The organism is Arthrobacter saudimassiliensis, from assembly GCF_059090665.1.
This window is the reverse complement of record NZ_JBNHFX010000007.1, coordinates 1-1,545: the sequence shown is the minus strand read 5'-3', so window position 1 is coordinate 1,545 and position 1,545 is coordinate 1. Positions and strand designations below refer to the sequence as shown.

The 1,545-nt window shown below is 55.8% G+C and carries 1 rRNA gene; it reads right to left on the bottom strand.

Going from position 1 to position 1,545, the window contains the following annotated elements:
- Positions 1–11: 11 nt before the first annotated feature.
- A 23S ribosomal RNA gene (locus tag AC5RV6_RS16925) occupies positions 12–1,545 on the bottom strand; the annotation flags it as partial.

The window sequence follows — 1,545 nt, the reverse complement described above, 5'->3', positions numbered from 1 at the left end:
TTTTTTCGTGTGTGGTGTAAGTTGTCGGCCTATTAGTACCGGTCAGCTTCACGGGTCTTTAGTCCCCGCTTCCACATCCGGCCTATCAACCCAGTGGTCTGGCTGGGGGCCTCTCACACCTCAAGGGTGTATGGAAATCTCATCTTGAAGCAGGCTTCCCGCTTAGATGCTTTCAGCGGTTATCCCATCCGAACGTAGCTAATCAGCGGTGCACTTGGCAGTACAACTGACACACCAGAGGTTCGTCCGTCCCGGTCCTCTCGTACTAAGGACAGCCCTTCTCAAATTTCCTGCGCGCGCAGCGGATAGGGACCGAACTGTCTCACGACGTTCTAAACCCAGCTCGCGTACCGCTTTAATGGGCGAACAGCCCAACCCTTGGGACCTACTCCAGCCCCAGGATGCGACGAGCCGACATCGAGGTGCCAAACCATGCCGTCGATATGGACTCTTGGGCAAGATCAGCCTGTTATCCCCGAGGTACCTTTTATCCGTTGAGCGACGGCCATTCCACAATGTACCGCCGGATCACTAGTCCCGACTTTCGTCCCTGCTTGAGATGTCTCTCTCACAGTCAAGCTCCCTTGTGCACTTACACTCGCCACCTGATTGCCAACCAGGCTGAGGGAACCTTTGGGCGCCTCCGTTACTCTTTAGGAGGCAACCGCCCCAGTTAAACTACCCATCAGGCACTGTCCCTGACCCGGATTACGGGCCGAAGTTAGATATCCAGTATGACCAGAGTGGTATTTCAACGATGACTCCACCCGAACTGGCGTCCGGGCTTCACAGTCTCCCACCTATCCTACACAAGCCACACCGAACACCAATACCAAACTATAGTAAAGGTCTCGGGGTCTTTCCGTCCTGCTGCGCGTAACGAGCATCTTTACTCGTACTGCAATTTCGCCGAGTTTATGGTTGAGACAGCGGGGAAGTCGTTACTCCATTCGTGCAGGTCGGAACTTACCCGACAAGGAATTTCGCTACCTTAGGATGGTTATAGTTACCACCGCCGTTTACTGGGGCTTAAATTCCCGGCTTCGCCTTGCGGCTGACCGGTCCTCTTAACCTTCCAGCACCGGGCAGGAGTCAGTCCGTATACATCGTCTTGCGACTTCGCACGGACCTGTGTTTTTAGTAAACAGTCGCTTCCCCCTGGTCTCTGCGGCCCGCTGCCGCTCCACACGCAAGGTGCTTCACAGCGCAGGCCCCCCTTCTCCCGAAGTTACGGGGGCATTTTGCCGAGTTCCTTAACCATAATTCTCTCGATCGCCTTGGTATTCTCTACCTGATCACCTGTGTCGGTTTGGGGTACGGGCAGCTGGAACCTCGCGCCGATGCTTTTCTAGGCAGCATAGGATCACCGGATCCCCCCATACGGGGGTCCCATCAGATCTCAGGAGTGCTCATCCAAGAGCTCCGTGACGGATTTGCCTATCACGGTCCCTACATCCTTGGACCGGGGCAACCATCGCCCGGCCCGGCTACCTTCCTGCGTCACACCTGTTAATACGCTTACCTCCCGGGATCAGGTCCCGCGCT